Raw genomic sequence first — 25,854 nt, 5'->3', positions numbered from 1 at the left:
GTCCGGCCCCGATCCGCCGGACAGGCCTCAGGAATCCTCGATGTCGCCGAAGTGGTCCCAGCCGTTCTTGCTGGTCCAGGGCGCTCCGTCGACGGTCACCTGGGGCAGCGCCGAGGGGTTGAGTACCTCGCCGATCACCTTCCAGCGGGCCGGGAGCTTCACGTCGGGCGGGAAGGTGGCGACGATGGCGTGGTCCTCGCCACCGGTCAGCACCCACTGCATGGGGTCGACGCCGACGGCCTGTCCGATGTCCGACATCTGGGACGGCACGTCGATGAGCCCGGACCGCAGGTCGATGCGGACCTTGCTGGCCTCGGCGATGTGCCCGAGGTCGGCGACGAGCCCGTCGCTGACGTCGGTCATGGCGGTGGCACCGAGCCCGGCGGCGGCGGGGCCCGCGTGGTACGGCGGTTCGGGTCGGCGGTGGGCCTCCACGAAGGCGCGCGGCGAGCGGAAGCCCCGGGAGAGCACGGCGTATCCGGCGGCGGACCAGCCGAGCCAGCCGGTGACGGCGACGACGTCCCCGGGCTGGGCGCCGGCCCGGGTGACGGGTTCGTGGTTGCGCAGGTCGCCGAGCGCGGTGATCGAGACGGTGATGAGGTCGCCGCGCACGACGTCCCCGCCGACCACGGCCGCCCCCGCGACCTGGCACTCGTCGCGCAGTCCGTCCATCAGCTCGGCGGCCCAGGTGACCGGGAGTTCGGCCGGGACGACGAGGCCGAGCAGGAGCGCGGTGGGCACGGCGCCCATGGCGGCGATGTCGGCGAGGTTCTGCGCGGCGGCCTTGCGGCCCACGTCGTACGCCGTCGACCAGTCGCGCCGGAAGTGCCGTCCCTCCAGCAGGATGTCCGTGCTGGCCACGACCCTGCGGTCGGGGGCGGTCACGACCGCGGCGTCGTCGCCCGGGCCGAGCCGGACCGCCGGAGTGGTGGTGAGCCGGGACGTGAGCTCCTTGATGAGCCCGAACTCCCCCAACTCGCCCACGGTTGCCTTCACCGAGTGTCACCTCTCATCTGTCGGGCCGGACGCTCCGGCCTGTCCCCCGTGCGCGCCGCCCCACTCGCGGTCGCGTGCCGTCTCTGCTGTCGGTACTGTCAAGAGTTACGTCAACTTGCGCGTTCTGTACGCCACGCTGAGGACGTCATCCGGCCCGCGGGTCTCCCCGCTCCGCGCGGCGACGCGATAACGTGGCGTCCCTTTCCCCCACATGATCCTCGTGGCCGCCCTGGAGGTTCCGTGGTACAGGCGTACATCCTCATTCAGACCGAGGTGGGCAAGGCGTCGATCGTCGCCGAGACCATCTCCAAGCTCCCGGGAGTCATCCAGGCAGAAGACGTCACCGGTCCCTACGACGTGATCGTGCGTGCCCAGGCCGACACGGTGGACGAGCTCGGGCGCATGGTGGTGGCGCGGGTCCAGCAAGTGGACGGCATCACCCGAACCCTGACCTGCCCGGTCGTTCACCTGTAGCCCCCGTCTACGCTGGGCCGGTGACGTCCTCCAGCCGCCGGCTCCTCCACCCCGTGTTCCTCGGTCCGTCCGCCGCCCTGGTGCTGCTGGTGGCGGGCTGTTCCGGGGGCGAGGCGAAGGCGTCGGTCACGGTGCCCTCGCCGTCCCCGGAAGCCGCAGCCTACTGCCGCGCGCTGGACGGGGAACTGCCGGACACCGTCGCCGGTCTGGAGCGGAACGACCCCGAACCCGCCTCGGTGCTGACCGCCGGGTGGGGGGACGGGGCGATCGTACTGCGCTGCGGTGTCGAGCGCCCCGCCAAGATGGACGACGACCAGTCGAAGGGCATCACCGCGAGCGGGGTCAACTGGATGCTGGAGCAGCGGGACGGCGACGGCCCCCGGCTGACGACGACCCTGCGCAAGACGTACGTCGAGGTGTCGCTCTCGGAGGCGTACGCGCATGACACGACGCCGCTCGCGGCGTTCGCCCCGGCGGTGAAGAAGACGATCCCGAACCGGTTCTAGGGTGTGCGCCCCTCGCGGGCGCACACCCTTCGCCGTGTCCGCGTGGTCAGCGCAGGCCGGTCGGCCGGTTCAGCGCGGCCTGGATGAGCCGGTCCACCAGCTGCTGGTAGCTGACGCCGCTCTCCTGCCACATGCGCGGGTACATGGAGATCGGGGTGAAGCCCGGCAGGGTGTTGATCTCGTTGATGACGAAGCCGCCGTCCTCGGTGAGGAAGAAGTCGGCGCGCACCAGGCCCTCGCAGGAGCAGGCGTCGAAGGCCTCGACGGCGAGCCGCTGGACCTCGGCGGTCTGCTCCTCGGTGAGCGGCGCCGGCACGATCCCGGAGGCGGAGTCGATGTACTTGGCCTCGAAGTCGTAGAAGTCGTGCGCGGTGACCGGCGGGATCTCGGCCGGGACGCTGGCGCGCGGCCCGTCCTCGAACTCCAGGACGCCGCACTCGATCTCGCGGCCCCTCAGCAGCGACTCGACCAGGAACTTCGGGTCGTGGCGGCGGGCCTCCTCGATGGCCGCGTCGAGACCGGAGGCGTCCTCGACCTTGGTGATGCCGATGGACGAGCCGGCCCGGGCGGGCTTGATGAAGAGCGGCCAGCCGTGCTCGTCGGCGAAGCCGGTGATGCGCTTGCGGACGGCGGTGGGGTCGCCCTCCCACTCGCGGGGGCGGACCACCAGGTACGGGCCGACGGCGAGGCCGAAGGAGGTGAAGACCCGCTTCATGTACTCCTTGTCCTGGCCGACGGCCGAGGCGAGCACCCCGGCGCCCACGTAGGGCACACCGGACAGCTCCAGGAGTCCCTGGAGGGTGCCGTCCTCGCCGTACGGGCCGTGCAGGACGGGGAAGACGACGTCGACCTCGCCGAGCGCCTTGGGCACCGCGCCGGGCTCGGTGTAGACCACTTCGCGGCTGCCGGGGTCGACGGAGAGCACGACCCCGCCCTCCTCGGACTCGGCCAGCTGCGCCACGTCCGGCATGGTCCGGTTGGCGATGGCCATGCGTTCGGGTTCGTCGGCGGTGAGCGCCCAGCGGCCGTCCGTCGTGATGCCGATCGGCAGGACGTCGTACTTGGTCCGGTCGATGGCGTTCAGGACGGCGCCGGCCGTGACCACCGAAATGCCGTGTTCGGAGCTGCGGCCGCCGAACACGACGGCCACGCGCGGCTTGCGGAGCTGCTGCTCCGGGCTCTGGGGGAGGTTCTCGCTGCTCATATCGCGATGAGCGTACCTGCTGGTACCGGCCGAGTCAGCGCGGCACGGGCCGCCCGGGGCGCGTGGGCCCCGGGTGGCGTCAGTGCCGTTCGGCCTTGGCGCTGCGCGACATGAGCTCCTTGACCGCGACCTTCGGCGGCTTGCCCTCGTGCACGATGCTGACGATGGTCTCGGTCAGCGGCATCTCGACACCGTGCCTGCGGGCCAGGTCGAGCACCGATTCGCAGGACTTGACGCCCTCGGCGGTCTGCTTGGTGGCGGCGATGGTCTCCTGGAGCGTCATGCCGCGGCCGAGGTTGGTGCCGAAGGTGTGGTTGCGCGAGAGCGGCGAGGAGCAGGTCGCCACCAGGTCGCCGAGACCGGCGAGTCCGGAGAAGGTCAGCGGGTCGGCGCCCATGGCCGCGCCCAGCCGGATCGTCTCGGCGAGGCCCCGGGTGATGAGCGAGCCCTTGGTGTTGTCGCCGAGCCCCATGCCGTCCGCGATGCCGACGGCGAGGCCGATGACGTTCTTGACGGCGCCGCCGAGTTCGCAGCCGACCACGTCGGTGCTGGTGTACGGGCGGAAGTACGGGGTGTGGCAGGCGGCCTGGAGGCGCTGGGCGACGGACTCGTCCCGGCAGGCGACGACGGCCGCGGCGGGGCGGCGTTCGGCGATCTCCTTGGCGAGGTTGGGCCCGGTGACGACGGCGATGCGGTCCGGGGAGACGCCCGTGACGTCCTCGATGACCTCGCTCATCCGCTTGGCGGTGCCGAGTTCGACGCCCTTCATGAGGGAGACGAGCACCGTCTGCGGTTCCAGGTGCGGGGCCCAGTCGGCGAGGTTGGCGCGCAGCGTCTGGGAGGGCACGACGAGCACCGCGTAGTCGGCGCCGCGCAGCGCCTCGGCCGCGTCCGTGGTGGCCCGGACCGAGGCGGGCAGCTCGATGCCCGGCAGGTACTCGGGGTTGGTACGGGTGGTGTTGACGGCCTCCGCGACCTCGGCCCGGCGGCCCCAGAGCGTCACTTCGCAGCCCGCGTCCGCGAGGACGACGGCGAAGGCGGTACCCCAGGAGCCGGTTCCGAAGACGGCGGCCTTCGGGCGGTGCGTCACGTGAGTCCCTCTCCTTGGGCCTTGCGCCGCTGTTCGGCGCGGGCCTTGCGGTGGTCGTAGGGCTCGGCGGGCGCCTGCTGCCCGCGGATCTCCTCCAGCTGCGCGGTGACCGCGCGCATGATCACCTCGGTGGCCTCGCGCAGCACCTCGGGCGTCGGCTCCTGGTCGTAGAACCGGGAGAGGTCGACGGGCGGCCCGGCCTTGACCCGGAGGGTCTTGCGGGGCAGGAGGCGGATCTTCTTCTCGGTGGCGTACGGCGGCATCGCCTCGTTGGCGCCCCACTGCGCGACCGGGATGACGGGGGCCCGGGTCATCAACGCGACGCGGGCGGCGCCGGTCTTGCCGGCCATCGGCCACATGTCGGGGTCGCGGGTGAGGGTGCCCTCGGGGTAGAAGCAGACGCACTCGCCGCGCTCGATGGCGCCGACGGCGGCCCGGAAGGCGTCCATCGCGTTGGTGGTCTCGCGGTAGACGGGGATCTGGCCGGTGCCGCGCAGCATCGTGCCGATGAAGGCACCCTTGAAGAGCCCCGCCTTGGCCAGAAAGCGCGGCACGCGGCCGGTGTTGTACTGGAAGTGCCCGTACGAGAGCGGGTCCAGGTACGAGTTGTGGTTGACCGCTGTGATGAATCCGCCGTCGGCCGGAATGTGTTCCGTTCCCCGCCAGTCGCGCTTGAACAGAACCACCAGCGGCGGTTTCGCGATGACCGCCGCCAGGCGGTACCAGAAGCCGATTCTGCGGCGGGACACTCGGACACCTTTCCTCTGTGAACAAGACCGTGGAGCTGTCTGCTGTCTGACTACCGAGGGTCAAGTCTCGCCCCAGGCCCCTGCTCTGTCGAGAACACCGTACGCCTCGCCCCGGGGAGCGACCCTCCGGGTCGGCGCACCGGCAGGCGAGAATAGGCGGCGATGCGTATCGAGGGAGGGACCGCCACGAACACCGACCCGGCCGGGCGCTGGTCCCTGGTCGTCCCGTTGAAGCCCCTGGCGCGGGCCAAGAGCAGGCTGGCGCCCGCCTCCGGCGCGCTGTTGCGGCCCCGGCTGGCCCTCGCCTTCGCCCGGGACACGGTGGCCGCCGCGCTGTCCTGCCCGGACGTGGCGGATGTGGTGGTCGTCACGGACGACACGGCGGCGGGGGCGGCGCTGGCCGCGCTCGGCGCCCTGGTCGTGCCCGACGCGCCGGGGGCCGGGCTCAACGCGGCCCTCGCGCACGGTGAGCGGGCGGCCAGGTCGGGCAGGCCGGGGCGGCCGGTGGCCGCGCTCAACGCGGATCTGCCCGCGCTGCGGCCGGCGGAATTGTCCCGGGTCCTCGAATTCTCTGCCGCTTTTCCCCGCGCATTTGTTCCCGATGCGGCGGGAATCGGGACCACATTTCTGTCGGCTGCTCCGGGCGTGGAATTGCGGCCCGCATTCGGCGGCCCGTCCCGGGTGCGCCATCTGGCGTCGGGCGCGGTGGAAATCACGCTGCCGGGGATCGATTCGGTGCGCCGGGACGTGGACACCGGCGAGGACCTGCGGGTGGCGCTGGAGCTGGGCGTCGGCCCGTTCACGGCGGGCCGCTGGGCCGCCGGGGCGGTCGCGCGGGACCGATAGTCTGCACCCATGCAGGCGACCTCGTACACGTACGACCCCGAGACGCGGAGCGGCAGTGTGCTGCTCGACGACGGCACCCCGGTGGACTTCGACGCGGCGGCCTTCGACGCGGGCGGCCTGCGGCTGCTGCGGCCGGGGCAGCGGGTGCGGATCGAGGGCGAGGGCGAGGGGGCCGGGCTGCGGATCAGCCTGGTGACGCTGCAGACGTTCTGAGCCGTTCCGGGGCGCGTTCCCCGGACAGCCCGCGGGCCGGGCTCCCCGAGGGGAGCCCGGCCCGGCGCGTGTGGGGGCCTGTGCGGCCCGGTCTCACTTCTTGCGCGCGGTGGCCTTCTTGGCCGTGGTCTTGCGCGCGGTGGTCTTCTTCGCGGGCGCCTTCTTCGCCGTGGTCTTCTTGGCGGGCGCGGTCTTGGCGGCGGTGGTCTTCTTGGCCGCCGTCGACTTCGCCGCCGGGGTGGCCTTCTTCGCGGCCGCCGTCGTCTTCTTCGCCGGCGAGGTCTTCTTCGCGGTCGCGGTGGTCTTCTTGGCCGCGGCGGTGGTCTTCTTCGCCGGGGTGGCCTTCTTGGCGGTGGCCTTCTTCGCCACGGCCTTCTTCGCGGTGGCCTTCTTGGCGGCGGCCTTGGCCGTCGTACGGGTGGAAGAACCGCCCGAGAGGCTGCCCTTGGGGGCCTTCTTCACAGCCACGTCGTTCTTGGGGAGCTTCTTGGAGCCGCTGACCAGGTCCTTGAAGCCCTGGCCCGCGCGGAAGCGGGGCACCGAGGTCTTCTTGACCCGCACGCGCTCACCCGTCTGGGGGTTGCGGGCGTAGCGGGCGGGGCGGTCGACCTTCTCGAACGAGCCGAAGCCGGTGACCGAGACCCGGTCCCCCGCGACAACCGCACGGACGATCGCGTCGAGCACCGCGTCGACGGCGTCCGCGGCCTGCTGCCGGCCGCCGACCTTGTCGGCAATCGCTTCTACGAGCTGCGCCTTGTTCACGTCTTCCCCTTCGGAGACATTGCCGGAACGAATCTGTCCGGCTTTTTCGCACGTTAGGCAGATATATACCGCAAATCAAACACGAAACGGGCTAATCACCCTAGTGCCGCAACGAAGTCGACCGCTGCGCAGTTCTGCGGAGTCAGTCACCTTCGGGGAATCGGCCCTCGTCGAGGTCCTTCATCAACCGGTCCAGACGCCTTGCCGCGCCCGGGAGATCGTGCTTCGCCGTGGCCGTGACGACCAACAGCTTCCGGTTCAACGCCATCCTTACGCCGTCCGGGACTTGCAGTGCGCGCACCCGGGAGTGCGCTTCCTTCAATTGGTCGGCGACTTGGCCGTAAATCTTGAGTTGGCTGTCGCGTTCCATGCACCGATTGTGCCATCTGGGGCGAGTTGTCGCCCGGCGGGGTCCCAACAAACGACTGCGCCCCCTACCAGAAGGCAGGGGGCGCAGTCCTGAAAACGCGCTGATCAGGCCGGAATTGTGCGGGGCTTGTAGGCCGGGCGAGCCGCCTCGTAAGCCGCGATGTCGGCTTCGTTCTGAAGGGTGAGGCTGATGTCGTCCAGGCCGTTCAGCAGCCGCCAGCGGGCGTTCTCGTCCAGCTCGAAGTCGGCGGTGATGCCCTCGGCGCGGACCTGCCGGGCCTCCAGGTCGACCGTCACCTCGGCCGTCGGGTCCGCCTCCGTCAGCTCCCAGAGGGCGTCGACGGTCTGCTGGTCCAGGACCACGGTCAGCAGACCGTTCTTCAGCGAGTTGCCGCGGAAGATGTCGGCGAACCGGGAGGAGATGACGGCCTTGAAGCCGAAGTTCTGCAGGGCCCAGACGGCGTGCTCACGGGAGGAGCCGGTGCCGAAGTCGGGGCCGGCCACCAGGACCGACGCGCCCTGGCGCTCGGGGCGGTTGAGGACGAAGGTCTCGTCCTTGCGCCACGCCTCGAAGAGGCCGTCCTCGAAGCCGTCCCGGGTGACCTTCTTGAGCCAGTGGGCGGGGATGATCTGGTCGGTGTCGACGTTGCTGCGGCGCAGCGGAACGGCCCGGCCGGTGTGCGTGGTGAAAGCTTCCATGATTCTCAGACTCCGGCGGGCGTGCGGTCGTCGGACAGGTCGGCGGGCGAGGCCAGATGGCCCAGCACCGCGGTGGCGGCGGCGACCTGCGGGGAGACCAGGTGCGTACGGCCGCCCTTGCCCTGCCGCCCCTCGAAGTTGCGGTTCGAGGTGGAGGCGGAGCGCTCGCCGGGGGCCAGCTGGTCGGGGTTCATGCCGAGGCACATCGAGCAGCCCGCGTGCCGCCATTCGGCGCCGGCGGCGGTGAAGACCTTGTCCAGGCCCTCGTCGACCGCCTGGAGGGCGACCCGGACGGAGCCCGGGACGACCAGCATCCGTACGCCGTCGGCGACTTTGCGGCCGTCCAGGATCGCGGCGGCGTTGCGCAGGTCCTCGATGCGGCCGTTGGTGCAGGAGCCTACGAAGACGGTGTCGACGCTGATCTCGCGCAGCGGCTGGCCCGCGGTCAACCCCATGTACTCCAGGGCCTTTTCGGCGGCGTTGCGCTCCGAGGCGTCCTCGTACGAAGCCGGGTCGGGGACGCTGGCCGACAGGGGCGCGCCCTGGCCCGGGTTGGTGCCCCAGGTGACGAACGGCGCCAGCTCGGCGGCCTCGATGACCACCTCGGCGTCGAAGACCGCGTCGTCGTCGGTGCGCAGCGTCTTCCAGTACGCGACGGCGGCGTCCCAGTCCTCGCCCTGCGGGGCGTGGTCGCGGCCCCGCAGGTAGTCGAAGGTGGTCTGGTCGGGGGCGATCATGCCCGCCCGCGCGCCGGCCTCGATCGACATGTTGCAGATGGTCATCCGGGCCTCCATCGAGAGCTTCTCGATGGCGGAGCCGCGGTATTCGAGGATGTAGCCCTGGCCGCCGCCGGTACCGATCCGGGCGATGATCGCCAGGATCAGGTCCTTGGCGGTGACGCCGTCGGGCAGTTCGCCGTCGACGGTGATCGCCATGGTCTTCGGACGGGCCATGGGCAGCGTCTGGGTGGCCAGCACGTGCTCGACCTGGCTGGTGCCGATGCCGAACGCGAGGGCGCCGAACGCGCCGTGCGTGGACGTGTGGGAGTCGCCGCAGACGACGGTGGTGCCGGGCTGGGTCAGGCCCAGCTGCGGGCCGACCACGTGCACGACGCCCTGCTCGACGTCGCCCAGCGGGTGCAGCCGGACGCCGAACTCCGCGCAGTTCTTCCGCAGCGTCTCCAGCTGGGCGCGGGAGACCGGGTCGGCGATCGGCTTGTCGATGTCGAGGGTCGGGGTGTTGTGGTCCTCGGTGGCGATGGTGAGGTCGAGGCGCCGCACCGGGCGTCCGGCCTGCCGCAGGCCGTCGAACGCCTGGGGACTGGTCACCTCGTGCAGCAGGTGCAGATCGATGAAGAGGAGGTCGGGCTCGCCCTCGGCGCGCCGGACGACATGGTCGTCCCAAACCTTCTCCGCGAGTGTCCTACCCATCGCTTTCCCTCCGGCCGGCGTCATCGCCGGCCCAACTAGAGATTCGGTGCGCCCCCGTCCGGACCCCCGTACGGGGCGGTGGCTACGGGCCGTTGTGGGGCCGCTGGTACAGGTTCGCAACTTCCCGGGAAAATTGAACTTGCGTTTCACAGAGTGAGACGCGAGTATCGTCGTATGGACAACTCTAGCGGCGTCGGCGTTCTCGACAAGGCGGCTCTGGTATTGAGCGCCCTGGAGTCCGGGCCGGCCACCCTCGCCGGGCTGGTCGCGGCGACCGGGCTCGCACGACCCACGGCTCACCGGCTGGCCGTGGCACTGGAACACCACCGGATGGTGGCGAGGGACATGCAGGGCCGGTTCATTCTCGGCCCCCGGCTCTCCGAGCTGGCGGCGGCGGCCGGTGAGGACCGCCTGCTGGCCACGGCCGGGCCGGTACTCACGCATCTGCGCGACATCACCGGCGAGAGCGCCCAGCTCTACCGGCGCCAGGGCGACATGCGCATCTGCGTGGCGGCGGCGGAGCGGCTGTCCGGACTGCGGGACACCGTGCCGGTCGGCTCCACGCTGACCATGAAGGCGGGCTCCTCCGCGCAGATCCTGATGGCCTGGGAGGAGCCGGAGCGACTGCACCGCGGCCTCCAGGGCGCCCGCTTCACGGCGACGGCGCTCTCCGGCGTACGGCGGCGCGGCTGGGCCCAGTCGATCGGTGAGCGCGAGCCGGGCGTGGCCTCGGTCTCCGCCCCGGTGCGCGGCCCGTCGAACCGCGTGGTCGCCGCCGTCTCGGTCTCCGGACCGATCGAGCGGCTGACCCGCCACCCGGGCCGGATGCACGCCCAGGCGGTCATCGACTCGGCCGCCCGGCTGAGCGAGGCGCTGCGCCGCACCGGCTGAGCCCCGGCCGCGCCCCTCCCTCTCCCCCGAGGCCGCCCCAGTGTCGTGGCGGCCCCCTTCTCAGCCCCTCATCGCTTCACTCGGCGCCGGAAGCGCCCGACCGGTGCGCGAGCCGGTCCGCCGCCCGGCGGCCCCGCCCCTCGATCGGCAGCGACCCGGTCGCCGCGGCCAGTCCGTACGCCGGCATGTCGGCGTAGATGGACTCGTAGCCCCCCTCGGGCACGATGTAGGTCTCGTGCCACAGCCCCACGTGCTGCCGGGACTTCTTCTCCTTGCGGTTGAGCAGCGCCCACGCCCGCCGGTGGAACATGTCGGGCGCCGAGGCGTACGCGTACAGCTTCTCCTTCGACTGCCAGTACTGGACGACGTAGTACGTCCTCGGTGAGCCGGACAGCAGGACGTGGCCGAGCAGCCCCCTGGACCGGTCCGCCTTGAGCTCCCGCAGCATGCGCAGCATCGCCAGCATGACCGGCAGCCAGTGGTGCACGCCCCTGAAGTGGTTGATCCGCATGCCGATCAGCAGGACGACGACATCGCCCTCGGCTGCGGCGGTCGTCCGTCCCGGCATGATGTTCGCGAACACTGGGCCCCCTGACAGGCGTTGGATAGCGGCACTGTCCAATGGTTGGATAGTGGCACTGCCCAAGGGTGGACGCAAGGGAAGGACGGCATGCGTCTCTCGGAGTTGAGCGAGCAGAGCGGCATCGCGACCGCGACGATCAAGTACTACCTGCGCGAAGGCCTGTTGCCGCCGGGAGAGCGGGTGAGCGCGACGCAGGCCGAGTACGACGAGAGCCATCTGCGCCGACTGCGTCTGATCCGGGCGCTGATCCAGGTGGGCCGACTGCCCGTGGCCACGGCCCGTGAGGTGCTGTCTCACGTGGACGACGAGTCGCTGGGCCGTACGATCCGGCTCGGCGCGGCCCTCTGGGCGCTGCCGCACGGGCCCGAGCCGGACGAGGAGGCCCCGGAGACGGCGGCGGCGCGGGCGGAAGTCGACGCGCTGCTCGACCGGTTGGGCTGGGCCGGTGCCCGGGAGATCGGCGAGCTGTCCCCCGTCTACCGCTCGCTCGTCGCGGGCCTGGCCACACTCGCCCGCCTCGGCTATCCGTACGAGAGCGCGCATCTGGAGGAGCACGCGCGGCTGATGCACGAGGTGGCCGTGCGGGATCTGGACCTGATGGAGAGCTACCCGACGCGTGCGCAGCAGGTGGAGATGGCGGTGGCCTCGGCGGTGCTGTACGAGCCGTTGCTGACGTCGCTGCGCAGGCTGGCCCAGGAGGAGGAGTCGGCCCGGCGGTACGGGTATTGAGCGGGGGCGGCCCCGTGCCGCGTACAAGCGAAAGGCCCCTCACCGGAGTGAAGGGCCTTCGCCTGTTGCCTGTTGTACCCCCGACCGGATTCGAACCGGCGCTACTGCCGTGAGAGGGCAGCGTGCTAGGCCGCTACACAACGGGGGCTTGTCCTGCGACTTGCTCTGTACTGCGCTGGGCTACCAGGACTCGAACCTAGAATGACGGTACCAGAAACCGTAGTGTTGCCAATTACACCATAGCCCATGGTGTTGCAAGTACCCCCGACCGGATTCGAACCGGCGCTACTGCCGTGAGAGGGCAGCGTGCTAGGCCGCTACACAACGGGGGCCCTAGCGATCCTGCATCGAGACCGTGGGTGCGACCCAGGTGATCTCGCGGGAAGGATCTGTACCCCCGACCGGATTCGAACCGGCGCTACTGCCGTGAGAGGGCAGCGTGCTAGGCCGCTACACAACGGGGGCTTGTCCTGCAACTTGCTCTGTACTGCGCTGGGCTACCAGGACTCGAACCTAGAATGACGGTACCAGAAACCGTAGTGTTGCCAATTACACCATAGCCCACTGAAACGCAACCCCTGGGGGCTTTGTTTCTGTCTGCGCTTCCCGGCCGGATCTTTCGGCCCGCTCGGGCGGCGCAGGAAGAACATTACCCGAAGGTGTCCGGCGCTCCAAAACGGGTATCGCCCGCCAGCAGCCCGGGCAACTGGTCCAGCCCCGTGATCCGGGCGAGCTCGGGCCGCCCTCCCCGGCCGCGCCGGTCCAGCCAGACGCCGGTGAGGCCGGCGGCGGTGGCCCCGGCGGCGTCGATGTCGGGTTCGTCCCCGACGTACAGCACCTCGTGCGCATCGAGCCCCAGCGCCTCGCAGGAGGCGCGGAAGGCCCCGGGGTCCGGCTTGGAGACGCCCAGCTCCGCGGCGCACAGCAGGGACTCGAACCGGTCGCGCACCCCGAGCACCGTCAGCTTCTGGTGCTGCGGCTCCTGGGCCGAGTTGGACAGCACGGCGTGCCGGTACGTCCCCGCCAGGGCGTCGAGCGCCGGGACGGTGTCCGGGAAGAGCGCCCAGGCGGATTCGTAGTGCGCGATGTGGCGGGCGAACCAGGCATCGGCCTCGCCGTCGTCCAGCGCCCGCCCCAGGAACTCCCTGGCCCGGTCCCGCCGCTGACCCTGCCAGTCGGTCTCCCCGGCGGAGAACCGCGCCCAGTGCCGCCGCGTGAGCCGCTGCCACGCCTCGACGGCCTCCTCGGGCGAGGCATGCCCCGGAGGCAGCCCCTCCGCCGCGATGTGCCGGGCCATCCCGGTGGCGGAGGCCGTCGTGTGGTCGAACAACGTGTCGTCGATGTCCCAGAGGACGGCTCTGATGGGCATGCCCCGACTCTACGCGCGGCCCCGCACAGCGGGACGGGCCCGGCGGCCGCGGTGTGCGGCTGCCGGGCCCGTCCCGTGCGTCGACGCGGTGTTACGCGGTCAGCTTGGCCAGGGCCGCGTCGATGCGGGCGATCGTCTTCTCGCGGCCCAGGATCTCCAGGGACTCGAAGAGCGGGAGGCCGATCGTGCGGCCGGTGACGGCCACCCGGACCGGGGCCTGGGCCTTGCCGAGCTTGAGGCCGTGCTGCTCGCCGGCGGCGAGGACGGCGGCCTTCAGGGCCTCCGCGTTCCAGTCGGCGGCGATGAGCTCGGCGCGGGCGGTGACGAGGAGGGCGTCGGACCCCTCCTTCATCGCCTTGGTCCAGGACGCCTCGTCGTGCACCGGCTCGTCCAGGAACAGGAAGTCCACGTTGGCGGTGATCTCGGAGAGCACCGTGACCCGGGTCTGGGCGTGCGGGGCGATCTCGGCGAAGACCGCCGCGTCGAAGGACTCCGGGGCCCAGGGGGCGAACGGCGCCTGGAGCCACGGGCCGCACGCCTCGGTGAAGGTCTTCACGTCGAGGCGGCGGATGTGCTCCGCGTTGACGTGCTCGCACTTCTTGAGGTCGAAGCGGGCCGGGTTGGCGTTGACGTCCTTGATGTCGAAGGCGGCGACCATCTCGTCGATGTCGAAGATGTCGCGGTCCTCGGCGATCGACCAGCCCAGCAGCGAGAGGTAGTTGAGCAGCCCCTCGCGGACGAAGCCGCGCTCGCGGTACAGGTTGAGCGAAGACTGCGGGTCGCGCTTGGAGAGCTTCTTGTTGCCCTCGCCCATCACGTACGGCAGGTGCCCGAAGGCGGGGGTGTCCTTGGCGATGCCCAGCTCGATGAGCGCCCGGTACAGGGCGATCTGGCGCGGGGTGGAGGAGAGCAGGTCCTCGCCGCGCAGGACGTGGGTGATCTCCATCAGGGCGTCGTCCACCGGGTTGACCAGCGTGTAGAGCGGGGCCCCGTTGGCGCGGACGATGCCGTAGTCCGGGACGTTCTCCGGCTGGACGGTGATGTCGCCGCGGACCAGGTCCGTGAAGGTGATCCCCTCGTCGGGCATCCGGAAGCGGACGATCGACGCGCGCCCCTCGGCCTCGTACGCGGCCTTCTGCTCGTCGGTCAGCTCGCGGCAGTGGCCGTCGTAGCCGGACGGGCGGCCGGCGGCGCGTGCGGCGTCGCGGCGGGTGTCCAGCTCCTCCGTGGTGCAGTAGCAGGGGTACGCGTAGCCGCCGGCGAGGAGCTTCTCGGCGACGTCCTTGTAGAGGTCCATCCGCTGCGACTGGCGGTACGGGGCGTGCGGGCCGCCCACCTCGGGGCCCTCGTCCCAGTCCAGGCCGAGCCAGCGCATCGCTTCGAGGAGCTGCTCGTACGACTCCTCGGAGTCGCGCGCCGCGTCGGTGTCCTCGATGCGGAAGACCAGGGTGCCCTGGTGGTGCCGGGCGAACGCCCAGTTGAAGAGGGCCGTCCGGACCAGGCCGACGTGCGGGTTGCCGGTCGGGGAGGGACAGAAACGTACACGTACAGGTGCGTTAGCCACGCTTGATCACCTTGTTGGTGAGAGTGCCGATGCCTTCGATGGTGACGGCGACCTCGTCGCCGACATGGAGGGGTCCGACCCCCGCGGGGGTGCCGGTGAGGATCACATCGCCCGGAAGCAGCGTCATGGCTTCGGTGATGTGGACGACCAGGTCCTCGATGGACCGGATCATGTCGCTCGTCCGGCCGAGCTGGCGTTGCTCGCCGTTGACCGTGGCCTGGATGGCGAGGTCGCGGGGGTCGAGGTCGGTCTCCACCCAGGGGCCGAGCGGGCAGGAGGTGTCGAAGCCCTTGGCCCGGGCCCACTGCTTCTCCCGCTTCTGGGCGTCGCGGGCGGTGACGTCGTTGGCGCAGGTGTAGCCGAAGATGACGTCCTTGACCCGCTCGCGCGGCACTTCGCGGCACATCCGGCCGATGACCACGGCCAGCTCGGCCTCGTGGTGGACCTCGTCGGAGAAGGAGGGGTACTCGATGGCGTCGCCGGAGCCGATCACCGAGGTGGTGGGCTTGAAGAAGGCGACGGGGACGTCGGGGACCTCGTTGCCGAGTTCGGCGGCGTGCTCCGCGTAGTTGCGGCCGATGGCCACGACCTTGTTGGGGAGCACGGGCGGCAGCAGCCGCACCTTGTTCAACGGGACCTTGGTCCCGGAGAGCTCGAACTCGGAGTACGGGATGCCCTTGATGATGTCGAGGACGAGACCGTCGGGCCCGTCGCCCTCGACCGCGCCGAAGGCGACATTGCCGTCGATGGAGAACCTGGCGATGCGCACGGGTTGCTGTCGCCCCTCACTGCTTGCTGGGTGCCTGAAAAAGACTGACGCTTCAGGCTAGCGCTTCGCCCGGCAGGGATCGCCCCGTCGCACCGCCCGGCACGCGCGCTCGCCGCGTTGGCCAAAAGCCCTGGTAGCTCCGCTACAAGGGCTTCCGGCCGCCTTGCGATCGCACGCACCGGACGGCGCTCCTTCTCGGGCGATCCCTGCCGGGCGAAGCGCTGACGCGCATGAGGGGCGCACCCGCGCGGGATTACTCCGCGGCGGCGGTGACGGCGGCGGGGGCCGTCATCAGGATCGTGCGGCGGGGGTTGGCGGTCTGCGTCGGCAGCTGGACCGCGTGCTCCGGGAGTTCCGCCGTCTGCAGCGCCTCGGCGTCCTTGAGGTGCGCCAGCGTGGTGCGGCGGGGGTTGGCGAGGTTGCGGAGCGGAGTCGTGTTCATCTGCCGTACGGCCCTGTCGTCGGGGCGCCGCCCGTACGAGAGGGGGCGCCGGTTGTCGGTTCTGCCATCCCAGTAAAGCGTCAGGCTAAACATTCAATTCCCCCCGATGGCCCGGAAAAGACGGCGATCTTCGTGTGAGTTTGCTCACGAGCACCGCGACAATCACGTCAATACGGACACGCGATCCGGGCCCTGGAAACGGACATGTCACCCCTGAACCAACCATTCCGCTCCTGATCATGGCGACTGGGACACCCCTCGGCCCGTTCGGACTCACCCCCAATGGTCCGGATTGTCCGCGAACCGCCTCCACCGCTTGTTACACACCCATCACACGGTGTCACGCAGGTCACAGCCCGGTACCTGGCCCTTGTTGGAGATCCAGCACTGTGCTGAAATTCCACGCACCGCCGCGGGTTTCAAGCCGGCGCGCAGGGGCGCAACGCAGCGCCGAGTGGCGGCGGGAAGGGGAAGAGCGCCGGTCACTCACGACCACCAAATGGGGCGGGACAACGCCCCACCACGCCGACACCGTTTTCTCCGTTCACGACGGAGGAACGCCTGGTCCAGAGGTTGCGACGCTAGTGCAGGGACGTTTCAAGAGGGATGGCAGCGCTGCGGCGGAACAGGAGCCGCGCGGCGGGACCGACCGCGGTTCCTCGCCCCAGCACGCCCAGAACCCCGGATCGGCCGCGGCCGGTGACCAAGGTGACCGCGACCGCCGCCCCGGCGCCGCTCCGGCCGGAGGCGAGCCCGAACAGGCCGCCGCGCCCAAGCCCCGGGGCCCTGTCAACACGGGCTCGCGGGTAGCTCTCCGCAACTGGCGCATCAGCACGCGCCTGGTGTCCCTGCTCGCCCTCCCCGTGGTCGCCGCGACCACGCTGGGTGGTCTGCGCATCAACGACTCCCTGAACGACATCCAGCAGCTGGAGCACATGCAGCTGCTGACCGAGATGACGAAGCAGGCGACCTCGCTGGCGCAGGCGCTCCAGGAGGAGCGCGACCAGACGGCCGGCCCGCTGTCGAACGACGTGCCGGAAACCGACTTCAAGATCACCACGCCCCGGCAGAAGACCGACAAGGCGCAGCTGGCGTTCCTCGCGAGCACCAGCGAGATCGGCGACACCACCGGTGACGACACGCTGGAGAGCATCCACACCAGCATCCAGCAGATCGCCACGCGGCTCAGCTCCATCCGCGACACCCGCAAGCACGCGTACGAGAAGGGCAGTCCGGCCCTCCAGACGGTCGACGCCTACAGCCAGCTGATCACCTCGCTGCTGAGCCTGTCCCAGGACATGGCCCAGGCGACCAGCAGCCCCGAGATGATCAAGCGGACCCGTGCGCTGGCGGCGTTCTCCTCCGCCAAGGAGTACGCCTCGATCCAGCGCGCGATCATCGCCGCCGCGCTGCCCACCAGCGACGACAAGAGGCCCTCCCTCGACCGCAACGACCAGCAGTTCGGTCTGGCCGCCCGGAGCAAGGAGCAGGCGGCCCGCACGTCGTTCGAGGCGATCTACACCTCCACCGGCAACAACGCCTCCGAGCTGACCGCGTCGCTGGACGAGGGCAACCCGGACATCAAGGCCGCGGACACGTACGCGCAGAAGATGCTGGAGAACCCGCTCGCCATGGGCGGCTCCAAGGCCCGCCGCTCGTACATGAACTGGTACGACCAGGACACCATCAAGATCAACGCCATGAAGCGCATCGAGGAGACCCTCCTCAGCGACATGGAGGGCAAGGCGCGCGAGCTGCGCGAGGAGTCCCAGCGCGAGGCGATCATCTCCGGTGCGCTGATCCTGCTCGTCCTCGGCGTCTCGCTGGTCGGCGCCTTCGTCGTGGCCCGGTCCATGATCCGCTCGCTGCGCCGGCTCCAGGACACCGCGACCCGCGTCGCCCAGGACCGTCTGCCCGAGCTCGTCAAGCAGCTCTCCGAGTCCGACCCGCAGGACGTCGACACCTCGGTCGAGTCCGTCGGTGTGCACTCCCGTGACGAGATCGGCAAGGTGGCCGCGGCCTTCGACGACGTGCACCGCGAGGCGGTCCGTCTCGCCGCCGAGCAGGCCCTTCTCCGGGGCAACGTCAACGCGATGTTCACCAACCTCTCGCGCCGTTCGCAGGGCCTCATCCAGCGCCAGCTCTCGCTCATCTCCGAGCTGGAGTCGCGCGAGGCCGACCCGGACCAGCTGTCCTCGCTCTTCAAGCTCGACCACCTCGCGACCCGTATGCGCCGGAACGGCGAGAACCTTCTCGTCCTCGCCGGTGAGGAGCCGGGCCGCCGGTGGACCCGCCCCGTGCCGCTGGTCGACGTGCTCCGCGCCGCCGCGTCCGAGGTGGAGCAGTACGAGCGCATCGAACTGGCCGCGGTGCCCGCCACCGAGGTCGCGGGCCGGGTCGTCAACGACCTCGTGCACCTGCTCGCCGAGCTGCTGGAGAACGCCACGTCGTTCTCCTCGCCGCAGACGAAGGTCCGGGTCACCGGTCACGCCCTGCCCGACGGCCGGGTGCTGGTCGAGATCCACGACACCGGCATCGGGCTCTCCCCGGAGGACCTGGCCGCGATCAACGAGCGGCTCGCCTCGCCGCCCACCGTGGACGTCTCGGTCTCCCGCCGCATGGGCCTGTTCGTGGTCGGCCGGCTCTCCCTGCGTCACGGCATCCGCATCCAGCTGCGCCCCTCGGACTCCGGCGGCACCACCGCCCTGGTCATGCTCCCGGTGGACGTCGCGCACGGCGGACGGCAGCCCGCCCCGAAGCAGGGGCCCGGTCAGCAGTCCCCCGGCGGCCTGCTCTCCGGCGGCAACGACGCCCAGGCGGGACGCCCCGCCGCGGGCCCCGCTCCCCAGCGCGGCCAGGTCGGCGCCGGCGCCGGTCCCCGGGCCGCGCTGCCCGCCCGCGACGGCAACCGCCCGCAGAACCCGCAGGGCGGACCCGGCGCGCAGGACTCGGCGTTCCAGAACCCGCAGGGCCGCCCGGCCCAGGACGGCCCCCGTCAGGGCGGCGGCCTGTCCGGTGCGTTCGGCGGTGCCCGGCTCGGCGCCCGCGGTCAGGGCGACGGCGGTGCGGACACGAACCGGCCCAGCCTCTTCGACCAGCGGCGCCCCGAGCAGAACGGCCCCGGTGCCCCGCAGGCCCCGCAGCCGCAGCAGGCCCGGTTCGACCAGCCCGGCCAGGGCGGTCAGGACGGGCAGGGCGCCTTCGAGCCGCCGCGCGGTCCGGGGCGGGGCGAGCGCCAGCTGCCGCCGGTCGGCGGTCCGCGCGCCGAGCTGCCCGGTGGCTCCCCGGCCCCGAACGCGGGCCCGAACACCGGCCAGGGCATGCCCGGTGGCGGCTACCCCGGCCCGCAGCGCCCGCAGACGACGAGCTGGGGCACCGACGAGCCGGCCGCGCCCCGGCGCTCCCCGCTCGACTCGCCCCGCGGTCACGAGGACCCGGAGACCACGGGCCGCTTCCCGCAGGCGCCGCGCCTCCCGGCCGACGACCGTCAGGGGCCCGGCTCCACGGCGGAGTTCGCCCGGCCCGACTTCTCGGCGCCCGCGCCGAACGGCCGGCAGCCCGGTCTGCCGCAGCACAACCTGCCGCAGGGCAACGGCCCCCAGGCGCCGCAGCACAACATGCCGCAGCACAACGGACCGCTGCCCGGTCTGCCGCAGCGCGGCGTACCGCAGCCGAACGGCCCCCAGCACAACGGCGCGTACGGCAACGGCCCGCAGAACCCGGACGTGACGAGCACCTCGCAGTTCGCCCGCCCGGACTTCGGCGGACCGCAGCAGCCGGCCCCCCGGCAGCGCGACAACAGCCAGGACTTCGGCGCGCCGCGTCCGCCCATGGGCGGCCAGGCACCCGAGGCCCCCTACCGCCCGGTCCTGCCCCAGCAGCCGCAGCAGCCCGAGGCGCTGCCGCCGGCCGGGCCCGGCGACGGCCGCACCCCGCTGTACGACACGCTGGAGACCAACTGGTTCCGCGGTCCGCAGCCGGGTGCCCCGCAGCAGCCTCCGGCCGCACCGGCGCAGGACTTCCCGCAGCAGCCGGCCCAGGAGCCCGTGGCTCCCGCGCCGCAGCGGACCCTCGGCGACAGCGGTGCGCAGAGCGCCTGGCGGGCGTCGCCGAACGATGAGATCGTCCGGCAGGCCGAGCGGGTCAAGAAGCCCGCGGCGGGTGGGATCACCACCTCCGGTCTGCCGCGCCGGGTCCCGCGCGCCAACCTGGTGCCCGGTACCGCCCAGCAGCAGAACAACCAGTCCGGTCCGCAGGTCTCGCGAGCGCCCGATGACGTGCGCGGGCGTCTGACCAACCTCCGCCGCGGCATCCAGCAGGGACGCCAGGCGGGCACCGGTCAGACGGGCAGTTTCCCCCTCGGCCCCACTCACCAGCAGGAGCGTTAGTTGAGCCCGATGAGTCAGGCCGCACAGAATCTGAACTGGCTGATCACCAACTTCGTGGACAACACCCCAGGGGTGTCGCACACGGTGGTGGTTTCGGCGGACGGGCTGCTGCTGGCGATGTCCGAAGGTTTCCCGCGCGACCGCGCCGACCAGCTGGCGGCCGTCGCGTCCGGGCTGACCTCCCTGACGGCCGGCGCCTCCCGGATCTTCGAGGGCGGCGCCGTCAGCCAGACCGTGGTGGAGATGGAGCGGGGTTTCCTGTTCCTCATGTCCATCTCGGACGGCTCCTCGCTGGCCGTGCTGGCCCACCCGGACGCCGACATCGGTCTGGTCGGCTACGAGATGGCTCTGCTGGTGGACCGGGCAGGCACCGTCCTGACCCCGGACCTCCGCGCGGAGCTGCAGGGCAGCCTGCTCCACTAGGCGGCCGTGAACCAGTGACACAGACGATCAACCAGAAAACCAACCCTCGACCGTCCGGCCGCTTACAGCCCCCCACCGGCCCCTTCAGACGGCAAGCCGACACCCTGCTGTCACGCCCGGAGGATTCATGACCCCGCCACCCGCCTCACCCGATCCGTACGGCGCGTCCAGTCACGCGTCGTACGAAGGTGAGGGCGACCAGCCCCTGGTCCGTCCGTACGCCATGACCGGTGGACGCACCCGGCCGCGCTATCAGCTAGCGATAGAAGCACTGGTCAGCACCACGGCCGATCCCGCGCATCTGGGGACCCTGCTTCCCGAGCATCAGCGGATCTGCCATCTGTGCCGCGAGGTCAAGTCGGTGGCCGAGGTCTCGGCCCTGCTGTCGATGCCCCTCGGCGTGGCGCGGATTCTCGTCGCGGACCTGGCGGAAGCCGGCATGGTGGCCATCCACCAGCCGGGCAATGGAGAGGCCGGCGGCGCGCCGGATGTGACACTGCTCGAAAGGGTGCTCAGTGGACTTCGCAAGCTCTAACGGCGGTGCGGCGACCCGGGCCACCACCTCGGCGAAGATCGTCGTGGCCGGTGGGTTCGGCGTGGGCAAGACCACGTTCGTCGGTGCTGTCTCGGAGATCAATCCGCTGCGCACCGAAGCCGTGATGACGTCCGCCTCGGCGGGCATCGACGACCTCACGCACACCGGCGGGAAGACCACCACCACGGTGGCGATGGACTTCGGCCGCATCACCCTGGACCAGGACCTGATCCTGTACCTCTTCGGTACGCCGGGCCAGGACCGCTTCTGGTTCATGTGGGACGACCTGGTACGCGGCGCGATCGGCGCCGTCGTCCTGGTCGACACCCGCCGTCTCGCCGACTGCTTCCCGGCCGTCGACTACTTCGAGAACAGCGGGCTGCCGTTCGTCATCGCCCTCAACGGCTTCGACGGCCACCAGCCGTACACGCCGGACGAGGTGCGCGAGGCGCTTCAGATCGGGCCCGACACGCCGATCATCACCACGGACGCGCGGCACCGCGCGGACGCGAAGAGCGGCCTGATCACGCTGGTCGAGCACGCTCTGATGGCCAGGCTGAAGTAGCCACAAGTAGGAAGTGGCATACGGCAGTTACCGTAGTCACACGGGGGCGGGCTGTGTCCTTTGACACGATCCGCCCCCGTATTCATAACGTTTCGAAAGAGAATTACCCCGCGTCCGACACCGGATGCGCACGAGCGGTGTCGCTGCGCTCACATGAGCCTCGCCTTTTGGCGGGGCTCGCTCTTTATGCCCGATTTATCTGAGGCGTGAGCCACTCGGAATCGCCCATTCCGACTGTTTGGAACGCGACCGTCAGCCGTGCTGCAATTCGACCAACTCCCGAGTAGGACCGTCCGGCAGATGGTGGGCGGATGAAGGAGCGGGGCTGGGTGCGTGCAGCTGCAAGGCGGAGGATTGAGCCAACGCGGAGCGTTGGTGATTGACGACAACGCCGCAGATGCGCGTGCCCAGCCCCGCGACGCCGCCCACCATCTGCCGGACGGTCCGAGTACGGCCCTGAACTAAACCCGGCACAGCGTAGGTGCCGACGCCGAGAGGTTGTTGGTCGAGTGAGGCGTAACAACGAGGGCTCCACGGCGCAGGCGGAGCGGGGCAACTTCACCCCGCCGTCGCGTGCCGCGGCGCCGTCCGCCGACGTGTCCGAAGGGGCACCGGCCGGTGGCAGCACCAGCCGGCTGTCGCCGCGCAACTGGCGGGTGCCCACCCGACTGAACGCGATCCTCCTGATCCCGGTGCTGGTCGGCCTGGTCATGGGCGGCTTCCAGGTGAAGGGCTCGGTCAACACCTGGCAGGAGGCCCAGGACGCGGAGAAGACCGCGCTGATCGTGCGGGCCGCCGCCGAGTACGGGCAGGCGCTGCTCAACGAGCGCGACCTCACCGCCCAGCCCCTCCTGTCGAACAAGCGCGACGACGAGATCGTCTCGCAGAGCCGGGCCACCACCGACGCGGCCGCCGCCAAGTTCGCCGAAGCCGTCAAGGACATGCCGGCCAAGGAGGGCCTCCAGCGCCGCCTCAAGCTGTTCAAGCTGGAGGAGCCGAAGCTCCCGCAGCTGCGCAAGGCGGCCTACACCGCGGCCATGGACCCGGTGAAGACCGAGGAGGGCTACGTCCAGGTCCAGCACTCCCTGATGGAGTTCTGCAACGAACTGGGCCTCGGCACCGGCAACATCACCAGCTACGGCCGGACCGTCTACGCGATCGAGCTGGCCAAGGCTGCAGAATCGCTTCAGCGCTCCATCGGCATGCACCTCCTGGTCCGCCCCAGCAAGGAGGGCGGCAAGTTCAACGACCAGGTCAAGGCGTTCGGCTCGTACAACTACCTGGAGCAGATCGCCCTCGGCGAGTTCACCTCCGGTGGTACGGAGGCCGACGCGACCCGGCTGCGCAAGGTCATGGAGGCCAAGGCGGCCGCCGGCGCCGCCGAGCTCAAGGAGGCCAAGGAGAAGGCCGCCGCGGCCGGTGTGCCGTTCGTGGCGCCGCCCTCCATCGACGGCTCGGTCTACGACGGCATGGCCAAGGAGATCGGCCTCGGCAAGGACCAGGACGAGCTGAAGGCCAAGGGGATCACCCCCGAGACCTGGATGGCCGCCGCCACCGCCAAGTTCGACGGCTACACCACGGTCGAGAACGAGCTGGTCGAGAAGGCCGTGACCGAGGCCGCGGAGATCTCCTCCGACGCCCGGACCGACGCCATCGTCAACGCCTCGATCGTCGTCGTCGCCCTGCTGGCCGCGTTCATCCTGGCCGGTCTCATGGCCCGCCAGATGAGCCGCTCGATGCGCCGGCTGCGCACCGCCGCCTTCGGGATCGCCGAGCAGCGGCTGCCCTCGCTGGTCGACCAGCTCTCGCGCACCGACCCGGGCCGCGTCGACACCCGCGTCCAGCCCATCCCGATCAACTCGCAGGACGAGATCGGCGAGGTCGCCCGCGCCTTCGACCAGGTCCACCAGGAGGCGGTCCGGCTCGCGGCCGAGCAGGCCATGCTCCGGGGCAACGTCAACGCGATCTTCACCAACCTGTCGCGCCGCAACCAGTCGCTCATCGAGGGCCAGCTGACCCTGATCACCGACCTGGAGAACAACGAGGCCGACCCGGACCAGCTGGAGAGCCTGTTCCGGCTCGACCACCTGGCGACCCGTATGCGCCGGAACGGCGAGAACCTCCTCGTCCTCGCCGGCGAGGAGCCGGGCCGCCGCTGGAACCAGCCGGTGCCGCTGGTGGACGTGTTGCGCGCCGCCTCCTCCGAGGTGGAGTCGTACGAGCGCATCGAGCTCTCCGGCGTCCCGGAGACCGAGATCCACGGCCAGTCCGTCACCGACCTCGTGCACCTGCTCGCCGAGCTGCTGGAGAACGCCACGACGTTCTCCTCGCCGCAGACCAAGGTCCGCGTCACCGCGACCCGGCTGCCCGACGGCCGCGTGATGATCGAGATCCACGACAAGGGCATCGGCCTCACCGCCGAGGACTTCGCCGACATCAACCACAAGCTGGCCAACCCGCCGACGGTGGACGCCGCGGTCTCGCAGCGCATGGGCCTCTTCGTGGTCGGCCGGCTCGCGGACCGGCACGGCATCCGCGTCCAGCTGCGCCCCTCGGGCGAGCAGGCCGGCACGACCTCGCTGGTCATGCTGCCGGACGCGATCACCCACGGTGGCGGCGGCGACGCGCCGGAGCAGGACGACTTCACCGTCTCCTCGATCATCCCGCAGCAGCAGGCGTTCGACGCGCTGCCGCAGCAGCCGCAGCTGCGTACGGCCGCCGAACTCGGCTTCGACGACTCGCGGTACGACGAGGGCTCCGCGGACTCCGCCCAGCTCGACCCGGTGGGCCGCTCGCTGATGCGCGAGGAGCGCCGCGCGGCGCTGGAGGCCCAGGCCGCCGGCGGCGAGCGCCAGGCGTTCCCGGACCAGCCGGAGCAGGCGCAGCCCGGGCAGGCGTACGCCGAGGGCGCGTACGGCCAGGACGCCTATGCCGGAAACGGTGAGGCGGCCTACGCCGGGAACGGTCAGGACGCCTACGCCGCGCAGCAGTACGAGGGCGGCTACGACCCGTACGCCGGTGCCAACGGCTACGACGCCCAGCCCGCCTACGACGGCGCCCAGGGCGGCTATCCGGAGGCGGCATACGCGGCCCCCGAGGCACCCGTGCAGGGCTACGACGAGCAGTACGCCGCCCAGCCCCAGCAGGAAGAGTGGGCAGATCAGGGCACGTACCAGGGCGGCTACGAGCCGGTTGCCCAGGCGGAACCGGAATCTGCGGTGAGCGCTCCCGCCGAGCCGCAGGAGCGCGTAGGCTTCGAGCGTTCGGGCCCCGTCCCGAACACCGGCCACGAGCTGACCGACGCCGGTCTGCCGCGCCGGGGCGGCCAGCAGCACTGGCAGCCCACCGGCCGCGGGAACGACCGGCCCGGTGGAGCGCAGGAGCGTCCGCAGCAGCACGAACTGCCGCAGCGGCCGGCCCCGGCGCAGCAGGCCACCGACGGGAACGCCGGAAACGACGGCTCCGACGACTGGCGTTCGGCCAACGACGAGCGCTGGGAGCGGGCCGAGAAGCTCCGGGAGCCGAAGGCGGGCGGGATAACCCCGTCCGGTCTTCCCCGGCGCGTGCCCAAGGCCAACCTGGTCGAGGGCACCGCCGAACAGACCCAGCAGGGCGGCCCCCAGGTCTCCCGCGCTCCGGAAGACGTGCGCGGCAGGCTGAGCAACCTGCGGCGCGGTGTCCTCCGGGGACGCAACGCGGGTACGGACACAAGTACTACCTACAACCAGGAGCGTTAGTGTGAGCCCGATGAGCCAGGCGGCGCAGAATCTGAACTGGTTGATCACCAACTTCGTGGACAACACCCCCGGGGTGTCGCACACGGTGGTGGTCTCCGCCGACGGACTCCTGCTGGCGATGTCCGAGGGATTCCCCCGCGACCGCGCGGACCAGCTGGCGGCGGTCGCCTCCGGTCTGACCTCGCTGACCGCCGGTGCCTCGCGGATCTTCGAGGGCGGCGCGGTGAATCAGACGGTTGTGGAGATGGAGCGAGGATTCCTCTTCATCATGTCCGTTTCCGACGGGTCCTCCTTGGCCGTTCTCGCACACCCGGATGCCGACATCGGCCTCATCGGGTACGAAATGGCCCTTCTGGTCGACCGCGCGGGCAGCGTTCTGACTCCGGACCTCCGTGCCGAACTCCAGGGAAGTCTTCTTAACTAGTCTTATCCAGTAACCAGACAGTGCGTTTCGCGTCACCGCGCCATAGGGTGCGGTGGCGCGGTCCACTGGTATCGGGACCGGCAGGCGGAGGAGGAAT

Annotated in this window: 25 protein-coding genes and 5 tRNA genes; 12 read left to right on the top strand and 18 right to left on the bottom strand. The window is 70.9% G+C overall.

Annotated elements, in window-relative coordinates; translation table 11 throughout:
* Positions 1–27: 27 nt before the first annotated feature.
* Positions 28–996, bottom strand: coding sequence for a thiamine-phosphate kinase (locus tag AMK18_RS15060; protein ID WP_018102416.1), 969 nt, complete (start codon positions 994–996; stop codon positions 28–30).
* Positions 997–1,236: 240 nt separating this feature from the next.
* Between AMK18_RS15060 and AMK18_RS15055 the strand changes: the two genes are divergently transcribed.
* The gene (locus tag AMK18_RS15055; protein ID WP_018102417.1) at positions 1,237–1,470 is read left to right on the top strand and encodes an Lrp/AsnC ligand binding domain-containing protein; all 234 of its coding nucleotides are present in this window, start codon (positions 1,237–1,239) and stop codon (positions 1,468–1,470) included.
* A 20-nt stretch (positions 1,471–1,490) separates the two neighbouring features.
* Positions 1,491–1,976, top strand: coding sequence for a DUF3515 domain-containing protein (locus tag AMK18_RS15050; RefSeq protein ID WP_241836562.1), 486 nt, complete (start codon positions 1,491–1,493; stop codon positions 1,974–1,976).
* A 46-nt stretch (positions 1,977–2,022) separates the two neighbouring features.
* Here AMK18_RS15050 and AMK18_RS15045 read toward each other — a convergent pair whose 3' ends face one another.
* The 3 genes from AMK18_RS15045 to AMK18_RS15035 form a co-directional block, all read right to left on the bottom strand.
* A complete protein-coding gene (locus AMK18_RS15045; protein WP_073863137.1) occupies positions 2,023–3,180 on the bottom strand; it encodes a D-alanine--D-alanine ligase family protein in 1,158 nt (385 codons plus the stop codon).
* A 79-nt stretch (positions 3,181–3,259) separates the two neighbouring features.
* Positions 3,260–4,270 carry an NAD(P)H-dependent glycerol-3-phosphate dehydrogenase gene (locus AMK18_RS15040; RefSeq protein WP_018102420.1) on the bottom strand — a complete coding sequence of 337 codons (1,011 nt, stop codon included), beginning with the start codon at positions 4,268–4,270 and terminating at the stop codon, positions 3,260–3,262.
* Positions 4,267–5,019 carry a lysophospholipid acyltransferase family protein gene (locus AMK18_RS15035; protein WP_018102421.1) on the bottom strand — a complete coding sequence of 251 codons (753 nt, stop codon included), beginning with the start codon at positions 5,017–5,019 and terminating at the stop codon, positions 4,267–4,269. Before AMK18_RS15035 ends, AMK18_RS15040 begins: the two co-directional genes overlap by 4 nt.
* Before the next feature lie 162 nt (positions 5,020–5,181).
* Here AMK18_RS15035 and cofC point away from each other — a divergent pair, with 162 nt between their 5' ends.
* Both cofC and AMK18_RS15025 read left to right on the top strand, forming a co-directional pair.
* Positions 5,182–5,865, top strand: a complete 684-nt coding sequence (cofC, locus tag AMK18_RS15030) for a 2-phospho-L-lactate guanylyltransferase (RefSeq protein WP_073863136.1) — start codon at positions 5,182–5,184, stop codon at positions 5,863–5,865.
* 9 nt (positions 5,866–5,874) lie between these two features.
* On the top strand, positions 5,875–6,078 hold the full coding sequence (locus AMK18_RS15025; protein WP_018102423.1) for a hypothetical protein: 204 nt from the start codon (positions 5,875–5,877) through the stop codon (positions 6,076–6,078).
* A gap of 93 nt (positions 6,079–6,171) precedes the next feature.
* On the opposite strand, the gene AMK18_RS15020 is transcribed toward AMK18_RS15025, so the two are convergent.
* The 4 genes from AMK18_RS15020 to leuC form a co-directional block, all read right to left on the bottom strand.
* The gene (locus tag AMK18_RS15020) at positions 6,172–6,840 is read right to left on the bottom strand and encodes an HU family DNA-binding protein (RefSeq protein ID WP_018102424.1); all 669 of its coding nucleotides are present in this window, start codon (positions 6,838–6,840) and stop codon (positions 6,172–6,174) included.
* Between the two features lie 142 nt (positions 6,841–6,982).
* Positions 6,983–7,210 (bottom strand): hypothetical protein, encoded by a 228-nt coding sequence (locus tag AMK18_RS15015; RefSeq protein ID WP_018102425.1) that lies wholly within the window; start codon positions 7,208–7,210, stop codon positions 6,983–6,985.
* A gap of 104 nt (positions 7,211–7,314) precedes the next feature.
* Positions 7,315–7,908 carry a 3-isopropylmalate dehydratase small subunit gene (gene leuD / locus AMK18_RS15010; protein ID WP_073863135.1) on the bottom strand — a complete coding sequence of 198 codons (594 nt, stop codon included), beginning with the start codon at positions 7,906–7,908 and terminating at the stop codon, positions 7,315–7,317.
* A 5-nt stretch (positions 7,909–7,913) separates the two neighbouring features.
* Positions 7,914–9,338 (bottom strand): 3-isopropylmalate dehydratase large subunit, encoded by a 1,425-nt coding sequence (leuC, locus tag AMK18_RS15005; protein ID WP_018102427.1) that lies wholly within the window; start codon positions 9,336–9,338, stop codon positions 7,914–7,916.
* Between the two features lie 174 nt (positions 9,339–9,512).
* On the opposite strand from leuC, the gene ndgR reads away from it, so the two are divergent.
* Positions 9,513–10,229, top strand: a complete 717-nt coding sequence (ndgR, locus tag AMK18_RS15000; protein ID WP_003966003.1) for an IclR family transcriptional regulator NdgR — start codon at positions 9,513–9,515, stop codon at positions 10,227–10,229.
* Positions 10,230–10,305: 76 nt separating this feature from the next.
* Here the strand turns inward: ndgR and AMK18_RS14995 are convergent, their stop codons facing one another.
* Complete coding sequence (locus tag AMK18_RS14995) at positions 10,306–10,797, bottom strand: DUF4188 domain-containing protein (RefSeq protein WP_107422342.1); 492 nt, start codon at positions 10,795–10,797, stop codon at positions 10,306–10,308.
* Positions 10,798–10,899: 102 nt separating this feature from the next.
* On the opposite strand from AMK18_RS14995, the gene AMK18_RS14990 reads away from it, so the two are divergent.
* Entirely contained in the window at positions 10,900–11,541 is a 642-nt protein-coding gene (locus tag AMK18_RS14990; protein ID WP_018102430.1) for a MerR family transcriptional regulator, read from the top strand.
* Between the two features lie 75 nt (positions 11,542–11,616).
* Here AMK18_RS14990 and AMK18_RS14985 read toward each other — a convergent pair.
* From AMK18_RS14985 to AMK18_RS14945, 9 genes are all read right to left on the bottom strand, one after another.
* Positions 11,617–11,689: transfer RNA gene (locus tag AMK18_RS14985), tRNA-Glu, on the bottom strand.
* Positions 11,690–11,716: 27 nt separating this feature from the next.
* Positions 11,717–11,788, bottom strand: a tRNA-Gln gene (locus AMK18_RS14980).
* Between the two features lie 12 nt (positions 11,789–11,800).
* Positions 11,801–11,873: transfer RNA gene (locus AMK18_RS14975), tRNA-Glu, on the bottom strand.
* 60 nt (positions 11,874–11,933) lie between these two features.
* Positions 11,934–12,006, bottom strand: a tRNA-Glu gene (locus AMK18_RS14970).
* Between the two features lie 27 nt (positions 12,007–12,033).
* Positions 12,034–12,105, bottom strand: a tRNA-Gln gene (locus AMK18_RS14965).
* 85 nt (positions 12,106–12,190) lie between these two features.
* The gene (locus AMK18_RS14960; RefSeq protein WP_073863133.1) at positions 12,191–12,910 is read right to left on the bottom strand and encodes an HAD family hydrolase; all 720 of its coding nucleotides are present in this window, start codon (positions 12,908–12,910) and stop codon (positions 12,191–12,193) included.
* A 91-nt stretch (positions 12,911–13,001) separates the two neighbouring features.
* Complete coding sequence (gene gltX, locus AMK18_RS14955; protein ID WP_073863132.1) at positions 13,002–14,474, bottom strand: glutamate--tRNA ligase; 1,473 nt, start codon at positions 14,472–14,474, stop codon at positions 13,002–13,004.
* Positions 14,467–15,243 (bottom strand): fumarylacetoacetate hydrolase family protein, encoded by a 777-nt coding sequence (locus AMK18_RS14950; protein WP_073863131.1) that lies wholly within the window; start codon positions 15,241–15,243, stop codon positions 14,467–14,469. Before AMK18_RS14950 ends, gltX begins: the two co-directional genes overlap by 8 nt.
* A 253-nt stretch (positions 15,244–15,496) precedes the next feature.
* Positions 15,497–15,685, bottom strand: a complete 189-nt coding sequence (locus AMK18_RS14945; RefSeq protein ID WP_018102434.1) for a hypothetical protein — start codon at positions 15,683–15,685, stop codon at positions 15,497–15,499.
* Positions 15,686–16,269: 584 nt separating this feature from the next.
* Between AMK18_RS14945 and AMK18_RS14940 the strand changes: the two genes are divergently transcribed.
* From AMK18_RS14940 to AMK18_RS14915, 6 genes are all read left to right on the top strand, one after another.
* Positions 16,270–20,073 (top strand): sensor histidine kinase, encoded by a 3,804-nt coding sequence (locus tag AMK18_RS14940; RefSeq protein ID WP_073863130.1) that lies wholly within the window; start codon positions 16,270–16,272, stop codon positions 20,071–20,073.
* 9 nt (positions 20,074–20,082) lie between these two features.
* Positions 20,083–20,496, top strand: a complete 414-nt coding sequence (locus AMK18_RS14935) for a roadblock/LC7 domain-containing protein (RefSeq protein WP_006127850.1) — start codon at positions 20,083–20,085, stop codon at positions 20,494–20,496.
* A gap of 127 nt (positions 20,497–20,623) precedes the next feature.
* Positions 20,624–21,031: a DUF742 domain-containing protein gene (locus AMK18_RS14930; RefSeq protein ID WP_018521347.1), complete on the top strand. Its 408-nt coding sequence runs from the start codon at positions 20,624–20,626 to the stop codon at positions 21,029–21,031.
* Positions 21,012–21,596: a GTP-binding protein gene (locus tag AMK18_RS14925; protein WP_028444348.1), complete on the top strand. Its 585-nt coding sequence runs from the start codon at positions 21,012–21,014 to the stop codon at positions 21,594–21,596. The genes AMK18_RS14930 and AMK18_RS14925 overlap by 20 nt, the downstream gene beginning before the upstream one ends.
* A gap of 509 nt (positions 21,597–22,105) precedes the next feature.
* Positions 22,106–25,333 (top strand): sensor histidine kinase, encoded by a 3,228-nt coding sequence (locus AMK18_RS14920; RefSeq protein WP_073863129.1) that lies wholly within the window; start codon positions 22,106–22,108, stop codon positions 25,331–25,333.
* A 10-nt stretch (positions 25,334–25,343) separates the two neighbouring features.
* The gene (locus AMK18_RS14915; RefSeq protein WP_018102439.1) at positions 25,344–25,757 is read left to right on the top strand and encodes a roadblock/LC7 domain-containing protein; all 414 of its coding nucleotides are present in this window, start codon (positions 25,344–25,346) and stop codon (positions 25,755–25,757) included.
* The last annotated feature ends 97 nt before the right edge of the window (positions 25,758–25,854 follow it).

It is taken from the genome of Streptomyces sp. CB01249 (assembly GCF_001905735.1).
Lineage (GTDB): Bacteria > Actinomycetota > Actinomycetes > Streptomycetales > Streptomycetaceae > Streptomyces.
This window is presented reverse-complemented; position numbering and strand designations above follow the sequence as displayed.

Coding starts and splice junctions, on each gene's coding strand:
- leuD (WP_073863135.1), bottom strand. CDS start 7,908: ATGGAAGCTTTCACCACGCACACCGGCCGGGCCGTTCCGCTGCGCCGC.
- AMK18_RS15015 (WP_018102425.1), bottom strand. CDS start 7,210: ATGGAACGCGACAGCCAACTCAAGATTTACGGCCAAGTCGCCGACCAA.
- AMK18_RS15025 (WP_018102423.1), top strand. CDS start 5,875: ATGCAGGCGACCTCGTACACGTACGACCCCGAGACGCGGAGCGGCAGT.
- cofC (WP_073863136.1), top strand. CDS start 5,182: ATGCGTATCGAGGGAGGGACCGCCACGAACACCGACCCGGCCGGGCGC.
- AMK18_RS14930 (WP_018521347.1), top strand. CDS start 20,624: ATGACCCCGCCACCCGCCTCACCCGATCCGTACGGCGCGTCCAGTCAC.
- AMK18_RS14990 (WP_018102430.1), top strand. CDS start 10,900: ATGCGTCTCTCGGAGTTGAGCGAGCAGAGCGGCATCGCGACCGCGACG.
- leuC (WP_018102427.1), bottom strand. CDS start 9,338: ATGGGTAGGACACTCGCGGAGAAGGTTTGGGACGACCATGTCGTCCGG.
- ndgR (WP_003966003.1), top strand. CDS start 9,513: ATGGACAACTCTAGCGGCGTCGGCGTTCTCGACAAGGCGGCTCTGGTA.
- AMK18_RS14995 (WP_107422342.1), bottom strand. CDS start 10,797: ATGCCGGGACGGACGACCGCCGCAGCCGAGGGCGATGTCGTCGTCCTG.
- AMK18_RS14935 (WP_006127850.1), top strand. CDS start 20,083: ATGAGTCAGGCCGCACAGAATCTGAACTGGCTGATCACCAACTTCGTG.
- AMK18_RS14960 (WP_073863133.1), bottom strand. CDS start 12,910: ATGCCCATCAGAGCCGTCCTCTGGGACATCGACGACACGTTGTTCGAC.
- AMK18_RS14945 (WP_018102434.1), bottom strand. CDS start 15,685: ATGAACACGACTCCGCTCCGCAACCTCGCCAACCCCCGCCGCACCACG.
- AMK18_RS14915 (WP_018102439.1), top strand. CDS start 25,344: ATGAGCCAGGCGGCGCAGAATCTGAACTGGTTGATCACCAACTTCGTG.
- AMK18_RS15045 (WP_073863137.1), bottom strand. CDS start 3,180: ATGAGCAGCGAGAACCTCCCCCAGAGCCCGGAGCAGCAGCTCCGCAAG.